The sequence below is a fragment of the Bacillus sp. V3-13 genome, from assembly GCF_002860165.1.
Classification (GTDB): Bacteria; Bacillota; Bacilli; order Bacillales; family Cytobacillaceae; genus Bacillus_BJ.
Genome location: NZ_PGUZ01000013.1, coordinates 104,008 through 113,601, shown reverse-complemented (window position 1 = coordinate 113,601; position 9,594 = coordinate 104,008). Strand labels below are relative to the sequence as shown.

Sequence of the window (9,594 nt, the reverse complement as noted above, 5' to 3'; positions counted from 1 at the left end):
CTGTTTTGTGGCAGAACGGAACCCTCAAAGCCGAGTTTTCATAGAACTTTTTACACTACCTGTTCAGAACCTTCACCCATTTTTGATTTTTGCTGCTTTCCAAAATGGCGTCGGTAATGCACATTGAGATATGTCCGTCCTCAAAGGTTGCAAAATTGGTCTTAGCGTTTTCAGGGTCTTTCCCATCACGAATGAAAGAATAAAAGTTTTTCATCATGTTTTTCAAAGCATCAGGCCAGCCCTCGTTATGACCGCCAGGATGATGGATTGCTTCCTTTGCACCCGGCTCGAACAAAGCCGCATCCGCAAGAAGGATTTCATTGGGCTTTTCCCGATGGCCAATCCACAGTTTTTCGGGTTCTTCCTGGTTCCAAAATGCAGCACTTTTGCTCCCTGCGATTTCGAAGCTCAGTCGGTTCTTGCGGCCTGCACTAACCTGGGAAACGGTAAATACCCCCCGCGATCCATCCTCGAAGCGTAACAGCACTGAAGCATAATCCTCCGTATTAATAGCCACTTCTTCATAGCTTTCACTTTGTGAGCCGCTGGACCCGAAGGTTGCCGCAGTTTCGCCGGGCTTTTTACGGAATGGTATAACAGTAGCCAGGTCGGCAAAAACCTCCACAATCCTTTTACCGGTCACATATTGGACAGTATCACACCAATGTGACCCAATATCCGCTATAGCCCGTGATTTCCCGCCTGCATCTGGAGCAAGGCGCCAGTTGTAATCGGTTTCATACAACAGCCAGTCTTGAAGGTAGCTTCCATAGACAAGATTAACCTTACCTAAGTCTCCGTTCGCAATCTTCTCGCGTAAATTTTGCACGCTGGCGAACTGCCGATAATTGAAATTTACACCGTGGACAACACCATGTTCTTTTGCGAGATTCAGCAATTCGGCAGATTCCCTGCTGTCCATAGCCAGCGGTTTTTCAGAAACAATGTGCTTGCCAGCCTTGATAATCTCTTTGTTTATTTCAAAATGAAGGTGGTTCGGAGTACAATTGTGTACAGCCTGGATCTCGGGATCCTCAAGCATTTCACGGTAATCCTTATATGCTTTCTGAATTCCAAGTTCACGGGCTTTTTTTTCTGAGGCTTGCTGGCTGCTGTCAGCCAAGCCTAACACTTCAACAAAACCGAGCCTTCTAATCGCTTCAATATGAGTTGGTCCGATGAAGCCTGTGCCGATTACTCCAACTTTTATTTTTTCCACGAAGCTTCCTCCAGTCACCGATGATTTCTATTTATCTCTTAATTGCTTTTCGTCCAAGCGCAACCGCTAGAATTATGATGATCCCTCTGATGATCATTTGCTGGCTTACATCAAGGCCCATAATAATAAGGCCATTATTGATGACCCCTATCATTAAAGAGCCGATCAGAGTCCCAATCACAGTTCCGACACCGCCCGCCAATGCTGTTCCCCCAAGAATGACGGCAGCAATAACAGAAAGCTCGTCGCCTTCACCAAAGGAAAATCTTCCTGCGTTCATGCGGCCTGCATACAGAAGACCTGCAAGTCCAGCCATAAGGCCTGTTCCTACGAAAACCAGCAGCTTAATTCTCATTACCTTGACTCCCGAGAACCGTGCTGCGGTTTCATTACCACCAGTAGCAAGAACCTGCCGGCCAAATGACGTTTTCCTGAGTAATACATGGGCGATTACGGTAAACACAAGTGTCCAGATTAACAAAACAGGGATAGGACCGATATCTCCAGAGCCAAAAATGAAGTTAAAGTTCGCATCAATAATCGGTACTGGAGCAGTGTCAGTGATCCACATCGCCATCCCTTTTACAGCTCCCATCGTTCCCAAAGTAACAAGGAAAGAAGGAATAGCTACTTTAGTGACCAGCAAGCCATTTATTAAACCTACCGCTAAGCCAGTGCCAACGCCTGCAGCCAAGCCGCCGAAGATCCCGGATCCCGCTTGAAGCGCCAGCGCCCCGGTTAAGGAGGATAAAGCTGCAATCGAACCTACGGACAAGTCAATTTCTCCTGTACTGATAACAAATGTCATCGCAAGAGCCATTAAGGAGATTGTGGCTGTCTGCCGTACAATGTTTAACAAATTCCCGGATGTCAAAAATCCTTGGTCATAAAGGCTTACTGAAAAGTAGATTAATACACCAACGAAAGCGAGATAGACGATATAATTACGCCATTCGAATTTTTTTAATGAAAATGCTGGACCTGTCTGACTAGAAACCTTGGATTGCATATTCCAGTTCCTCCTCTGAATTGATTTCCGTGCGCTTCATCTCCTTTTTAATTTGACCCTCATGCATCACAAGCACCCGATCGCTCAATGCAAGAAGTTCAGGGAGTTCTGAAGAGACAACTAATATGGCTTTGCCGCTATCCGCCATTTCGCGAATAATATCGATTATTTCAGTTTTAGCGCCAATATCTACACCGATGGTAGGTTCATCAAGCAGCAAAACAGTCGGATCATGTGCAAGCCACTTTGCAAGTACAATTTTTTGCTGATTTCCGCCTGATAACAAATTGGATTGTTTAAAAATATCATCCGTTTTAATATTTAACTTTTCGACAAATCGTTTGCTGATGTCATTAGCCTTGCGATTATCTACAAAAGGCCCTTTTTTAAGCTTTGAAAGAATAGGCAGGACCATATTGTCCTTGACATTATGCTGGAGAACCAAGCCTTGCATGCGCCTGTCCTCAGGTATTAAAGCAATCCCGGCGGCAATCGCATCGCCTGCATTTTTAATCGTGTGCTTTTTACCTTCTACAAACACTTCACCGCTGTCTATCCTGTCAATGCCAAACAGGCATCGCATTAATTCAGTTCTTCCGCTTCCCATCAATCCCGCGATCCCGACAATTTCACCAGGCTGGATTTTAAGGTTTACATTCCGGACTTTTTCACCCGCACTTAAATTTTTCACCTCGAAAACAGGAGGGCCTTCTGCAGAGTATGGGCGTTCCTGCCATTCAAATGCCTGGTCAAACTCTTTGCCGACAATGTGCTTGATCACACTATCCAGGTCTGTTTCACTGCACTTTTCAGTGGTAACGTATTTGCCGTCCCGTAAAATTGTAATTCTGTCGCATATTTGAAAGATTTCATCCATCCTGTGAGAAATATAGATGATAGAATAATCTTTTGCTTTCAATTCATTAATGATCTTGAACAGTACTTCAGTTTCGTTTTTCGTTAAGGATGAAGTAGGTTCATCCATGATTAATATTTTTGCATCCTGGGAGAGCGCCTTGGCAATTTCAGTCATCTGCCAATAGCCTACTCCCAAATCCTGGACGATATCGATTGGTTTGATATTAACTCCTAATTCATTTAGCAATTCTTCTGTTCTTCTTTCGCTCTCTTTGTCATTGAGCAAGCCCAGTGAGTTTTTCTGTTCACGCGCAAGAAAGATGTTCTGTGCAACCGTAAGCGTCGGAATCAAACTGAACTCCTGAAAGATCATCGATATTTTATTTGCTTTTGCATCATCAAAACTATTAATGCTAACCGGTTTTCCCTCAATTATGATTTCACCTTGATCTGCAGAGTAAACCCCGGTAAGTATCTTCATTAAAGTCGATTTCCCTGCGCCATTCCCCCCCATTAAAGCATGCACTTCACCTTTTTTTAAAGAGAAGCCAACCTTGTCGAGAACGGTGATGCCATTAAAAGCTTTACTAATATTTCTCATTTCCAGTATTGGTTGGTCCAAGAGAATTCACCTTCTTTGTCTATAAAGGCTGCAAACTTATGCCAGCCTCTATAAAATAGTTTGGGTTAAATTTTCATTACTTCATTGCATCCTGAACCGTTGCAGGAGCGTCAACACCATAGATTAATTTCCATGCTTCCAATACATTGTCTTTTGTTACTCTAATCGCTGGTGAAGCTACGTATGCCGGTGCTTCTTTTCCAAGAAGTGCATAGCCTGATAGAATGGCTTGGGCAACTCCCTGATCATAAGGCAATTGCGCACCCAGGCCTTGAACAATTCCATCTGAAGCAATGGATATTGCCACATTCGTACCTAAATCTACAGTTGTAACTACCAGATCTTCTCTTCCTGCTGTCCGAGCAGCTGACATAACTCCTTCCGCCGGAACGTCCCAAGGAGCAAATATACCGTCAATGTCCGGATTTCTTGTCAGCATTGCAGAAGCAACTTCTTCACCTTTATTCGGATCGGTAATTCCGCCTTGAGCTACAATTTCAATATCAGGATATTTCTCCTTAATCGTTGCTTCAAAAGCGTCTGAACGGTTCTTCGTTACGAAAAAGTTGACATCATGGTAAACAATCCCGACTTTTCCTTTTTTGCCTATTTTCTCTGCCATTATGTCTGCAGCCAGGGCACCATTCCCATAATTATCGCCTGAGACAATGCTGATATAGTCTTTGCCCGCTTCAAGCCCTTCTGCAGCTCCATCCATAAATACTAATTTCACGCCTTGCTCGACCGCTTTTTTATAAGCCGGTGCTGTGGAAACAGCGTCTACCGGAACGGAAATCATAATATCCGGCTGCTTTGCCAATACGGTTTCAATATCGTTTACTTGTTTTTCCGCTTTGAACTGGGCATCTGTTACGGCAACGACTTCAATGCCCATTTTCTCGAAGGTGTCTTCCATTGCCCCTACTGCTGCATTCATATAATCAGTTCCTGAATAATGCATTACGATCGCCGCTGTATATTCACCTTGGGCTATTTCTTTAAGCTCTTCTTCGGTTAGCTGCAATGATTTTGCAGAAACTGCCTGTTCGCCATTAGGGCCTTTATCAAGTACTTCTATATCTGGTATTTCTGGATTTATCGTTAATGGACCATTTGTATCTGCTGAATAGTTTTCGTTTTTCTGTTGTTTTTCTTTTTCTGCTGAAGTTGATTGATTATTGCCACATCCAATGAGCACAGTACTAAGAACAAGTATAAAAATTACGGAAAACAAGATACTCTTTCTCATTTGATTACCCCTTTGTTTTTTATTGGTTTCCTCTTGTTTTTATTTTGGCTGCTCAACTGAAGGAGCATCACCTCCCAAAACTGAAGAATTTTACCCTTTACAAATGTAATCGATTACTTTTTTCACAAAAAAATATATATTTGCAAAAACGATACTAATATAAAATTGTAATCGGATACATCTATCGGTAAAAAAAGCGGAATAGACCGAACATAATTCATCCATTCCTATTAGACTCTTTTTTCTCTTTGCTGGAATCCCTGATAACTAATTTATCAGAAAGCATATATTGTTGTTTTTCTAATTCGTCACTGTTAATCAGTTGGAGAAGCAGTTTCATGGCTCGCTTTCCTATATCATAAGTTGGCTGAGAGATGGTTGTCAGCGCTGGTTCAAAAATTGACGCAAACTTTATGTCATCGAACCCTACGACAGAAATATCTTCAGGAACGCTCAACCCTTTTGATTTCACTGCTTTAATTGCCCCCATTGCCATTTCATCATTTCCGGCAAATACAGCGGTTGGAGGGTTTTCCAGGGCCAGGAATTTCATCATAAGATTAAAGCCGCTTTCATATGAGAAATCTCCTTCCTGGATTAAATAAGATTCAACCGGAAGGCTGTGTTGAATCATGGCCTGCTGAAAACCTTTTAATCTATCTCTGCCTACCACTACGTTAAGCGGGCCTGAAATATGGGCAATTCTTGTGTGATTTAAACTGATTAAATGTTCAGTGGCCTTTCTAGCACTGCTAACATTATCAATTGAAACAGTTGGGAGTTTAGAACCTTCAAAATATTCACATGCCAACACAATTGGGTACTCTTCGGCAATTTCTTCAAGCATTTGCTGATTGCTTCTCGCTGTCAATAGAATCATTCCGTCAGCTTTCCTTTGTCGAAGGATATCAAAATATCCATATTCACGATCAATTATATTACCTGTATCACCCAGTAACACTTGATAGCTGTTTTCACCGGCAATGGCCTCTATCCCTCTTAAAACGTTTGAGAAAAAAGTGTTTGTAATATCAGGTACTACAACAAGGATTGTCTTTGTCTCCATCCTCCTAAGTTGTCTCGCCAGCACATTTGGTTGATATTTTAATTTTTCTATTGCATGCAATACTTTTTCTCTAGTCTCTCTTTTTACAGGTTCTGAGTTACTTATTACTCTGGAAACTGTAGCAGTCGAAACATTTGCCATTTTGGCAACATCTGCAATTCTTACCATTGGATGTCAAAACCCTTCTAGTTTATCTATGAATTTATTGTAATCGATTACATTTCTCTCTGCAAGAATTTTTTCATAATTTAAATAATATTTTTTATAGATTTATTTTCTTTGCTCTATCAAATGCCTAAATGTCCTGCGGATATCCCCTTCCTCCATGTTTGCCTCGCACATCTGACTGTCCATTGTTTTTTATCACAAATTTTGGTGGATCTGCTGAATTCCGTCTTGTTTTGATAGCTTTTGTCGGCTTGCAGGAAATAAGATGGGCGAATGCGGAATATAGTTATAATTAATTTTTGCTTTATGGAGCATGCAGGCGCGAAAATATATTTTTTGAAGAAAGGGCTGGCAATATGGATTCTCAAGATACAAGAACATATACGATAAAAGAGGTTTCTGAACAAATTCAAGTTCCTCCGCGAACGATCAGGCAATGGGAAAAAGATATGGACGGATTGCTTGTTATTCCACGAACAAAACAAGGGGCAAGATTTTATACCGAATACGAAATAGACCTCTTGATCACGATTAAGCAGATGCGAGAAGAAAACTTAGGCAAAGAACTGATCCGCGGTCTGCTGGAGAGGCATATTCAACAGCTGGCCGCCGAGTCCGCAACCGAACTAATCGAGATCGGGACAAATACTGAAACCGTTGATGTGGAAAGAAAAGAAAACGGCCATGGAGAAACACCCGATTTTACCGAGTTTTTTAATACGCTTGAAGCATACAAGGATAATCTGTTAATCGAAGTAAAAAAGGAGATTCGTCACGGGATTCGCAAAGAAGTGATGGACGATGTTAAAAAGGAGATTTCAAAAGCTTCGCTCCACACCGTTAAGGCCTTATCAGACTCAATCTATAAATCTGCAGAAAAGACAAAAGAAGATATTCAAGAGCTGGCCAGTAAAATTGACAAAGCTTCTGAGCAAACTTCCAAGTCTATTGAAGTATCTTCAAATGAAACTTACGAACAGATTTTCAGTCTATCAAGACGGATCACCGAGGCCTCCGAAGCTTCTTCTGAGGAATTCAAAACGTTAGTGCATTACATTTCAAAGGCAACCGAAGTAACAAATAACGAAATATCAACATTAGTTGACACACTAAATGAAGACCGTGAATATTACATCGAAACGATTAATCAAGAACGCCAGCAATACCGTGCAGAAATTAAGAAAAGGGAAGAAATATTTCAGGATCTCGTAAACAGTTTTCGTAAAGCGGCTGTGGCAGAACAACGCCGCCCTAAAAAATGGTGGCGCTTTTGGGAAAAGTGATGTCTGCAGGAGATATGGTTTAACATAAGGATAATAGCTGAGGTAAGCCATTTCATTCTTTTCCAGACGTTTAAAAAGACGTGGTAAAAATCGGACTCCACGTCTTTTTATTGATGCATCACAATCAAATATCCGGAATTGTCAGCGATAACGTTCTTCCTTATATGGATTGGCTGTCATCGAGTAGCCGAGCTCTTCCCAGAATCCCGCTTCATCCTCTTTCATAAATCGAATGCCTGAAGCCCATTTTGATCCCTTCCATAAATAAAACGATGCCGGCGGGATAAATCTTAACGGGTACCCGTGCTTCGGTGAAATATCCTGCCATTCATGATTTTCATCCTTCCAGCGATAAACAAATAAGGCGTCGTCCCCTAACAGGGCATCAAGCGGCATATTGGCTGAATAGCCAAACCGGTCACCATTGTAATATCCGTATATTTTTACAAAGCGGACGTCTTTGTTTACTTCAACCAATTTTAGAAGCTCACGTAATGCAATCCCCTCAAAGCTGGTTCCGAATTTCGACCATGTCGTCACACAATGCATGTCGACCGTTGAGACCGTTTTCGGCAGCTGCATAATCTCGGAATATGTAAGTGAAACATCCTCTTTCACTTCTCCAAACAGCCTGAAATCCCACGTTTGTTCATCGAATTGATAGACATCTCCCTGGTGAAGAATCGGCCAATTTTCCGTTTCAAACTGGCCGGGAGGAAGAATTTTTCCCATGATTGCTCATCCTTTCAATTCCGCAATATACTTTTTAGCTTCACAGCGGTTCTTTTTTAACATGATAACGATATTAAACAGGAGATACAAGAAATTGAATGGGCGGTTTTCTTTCCAAAAATTATCTTGGCTCACTGTTAGCGATTCAGAACGTATTATTTTGTGACAGGAGGACAAATTGATAAAATGTAAATAGGTTTTACAGTCAATACCAAACAGAATTCTCAGTTTACAGAAAGAAGATGAAAAGATGCAAAACACTTTAAAAGATAAAAAACAATTGAGCGACATCCGTTTTTCTGTCCTTGATCTTTCACCGATTGTCAAAGACAGTACGGCTGCGGAATCGCTCCGCAATACGCTTGACCTTGCCCGCCATGCGGAAAAATGGGGCTATACCCGTTATTGGCTGGCGGAACACCATAATATGCCCGGCATTGCCAGCTCTGCAACTTCTGTCGTGATTGGCCATGTTGCGGCCGGTACTTCAACGATTCGTGTCGGCTCAGGAGGCATCATGCTTCCCAACCATGCGCCTCTGGTCATTGCTGAGCAATTTGGAACACTTGAATCCTTGTTCCCGGGACGGATTGATCTTGGTTTAGGGCGCGCACCCGGAACAGACCAGCTGACAGCACAGGCATTGAGAAGAGAACGAAGAAGTGACGGCCATGATTTTCCAGAGCAGCTGGAAGAGCTTAGGACGTACTTTGACCCATCAATGGCATCTGGAAAAATGCATGTAAGAGCGATTCCCGGTGAAGGACTGAACATTCCGATCTGGCTGCTCGGATCCAGCGGTTTCAGTGCTCAGCTGGCTGGCCAGCTTGGTTTGCCGTTTGCGTTTGCGAGCCATTTCTCCCCGGCCTATACAGTACCAGCGATGGATTTATACAGGAGCAGCTTCCGCCCATCGGAAGTGCTTGAGGAACCATACGCAATGGTTGGAGTAAATGTGATTGCAGCCGACACCGACGAAAAAGCCCGCCGCCTGGCGACTTCGATGCAGCAGCAGTTTCTTAATTTGATCCGTAATAACCCGGCCCCGCTACAGCCCCCAGTTGATAATATGGATGAACTGTGGAGCGATTATGAAAAAGCTGCACTCGAGCAGCAGCTCGGCTCTTCGATCATTGGCAGCCCGGAAACCGTCAAAGAAAAACTGCAGGCGTTCCTAAACGAAACCGGTGCAGACGAAATGATGATCAATGCGCAAATCTATGACCATCAGGACCGCTTGCGTTCTTTCGAAATTGTGTCTGAAGTATTTAAAGCTAATTAGAAGTTTATTTTTAAAGGAGCTGGACTGTTTTTATGATCCAGCTCCTTTTTTGGCTAAAAAAAACATTCTAAAATTCTCCGTAATGAAGAAAAAGCTATTCAAAGAT

At 42.4% G+C, this 9,594-nt stretch carries 8 protein-coding genes; 2 read left to right on the top strand and 6 right to left on the bottom strand.

The genetic code is table 11. The features are described from left to right. Nucleotides 1-55 precede the first annotated feature (55 nt). The 5 genes from CU633_RS05750 to CU633_RS05730 form a co-directional block, all read right to left on the bottom strand. Nucleotides 56-1,219 carry a Gfo/Idh/MocA family protein gene (locus tag CU633_RS05750; protein WP_101658762.1) on the bottom strand — a complete coding sequence of 388 codons (1,164 nt, stop codon included), beginning with the start codon at nt 1,217-1,219 and terminating at the stop codon, nt 56-58. Nucleotides 1,220-1,250: 31 nt separating this feature from the next. Then, entirely contained in the window at nt 1,251-2,228 is a 978-nt protein-coding gene (locus CU633_RS05745; protein ID WP_101658761.1) for an ABC transporter permease, read from the bottom strand. Next, complete coding sequence (locus CU633_RS05740) at nt 2,209-3,708, bottom strand: sugar ABC transporter ATP-binding protein (protein ID WP_180954878.1); 1,500 nt, start codon at nt 3,706-3,708, stop codon at nt 2,209-2,211. Before CU633_RS05740 ends, CU633_RS05745 begins: the two co-directional genes overlap by 20 nt. Before the next feature lie 76 nt (nt 3,709-3,784). Then, the gene (locus tag CU633_RS05735; RefSeq protein WP_101658760.1) at nt 3,785-4,957 is read right to left on the bottom strand and encodes a substrate-binding domain-containing protein; all 1,173 of its coding nucleotides are present in this window, start codon (nt 4,955-4,957) and stop codon (nt 3,785-3,787) included. A 217-nt stretch (nt 4,958-5,174) separates the two neighbouring features. Then, complete coding sequence (locus CU633_RS05730; protein WP_101658759.1) at nt 5,175-6,191, bottom strand: LacI family DNA-binding transcriptional regulator; 1,017 nt, start codon at nt 6,189-6,191, stop codon at nt 5,175-5,177. Between the two features lie 356 nt (nt 6,192-6,547). Between CU633_RS05730 and CU633_RS05725 the strand changes: the two genes are divergently transcribed. After that, nucleotides 6,548-7,474: a MerR family transcriptional regulator gene (locus CU633_RS05725; protein WP_101658774.1), complete on the top strand. Its 927-nt coding sequence runs from the start codon at nt 6,548-6,550 to the stop codon at nt 7,472-7,474. Between the two features lie 141 nt (nt 7,475-7,615). On the opposite strand, the gene CU633_RS05720 is transcribed toward CU633_RS05725, so the two are convergent. Continuing rightward, complete coding sequence (locus CU633_RS05720) at nt 7,616-8,206, bottom strand: molybdopterin-dependent oxidoreductase (protein WP_101658758.1); 591 nt, start codon at nt 8,204-8,206, stop codon at nt 7,616-7,618. Between the two features lie 250 nt (nt 8,207-8,456). Here CU633_RS05720 and CU633_RS05715 point away from each other — a divergent pair, with 250 nt between their 5' ends. Next, a complete protein-coding gene (locus CU633_RS05715; protein ID WP_101658757.1) occupies nt 8,457-9,488 on the top strand; it encodes an LLM class flavin-dependent oxidoreductase in 1,032 nt (343 codons plus the stop codon). Nucleotides 9,489-9,594: the final 106 nt, after the last annotated feature.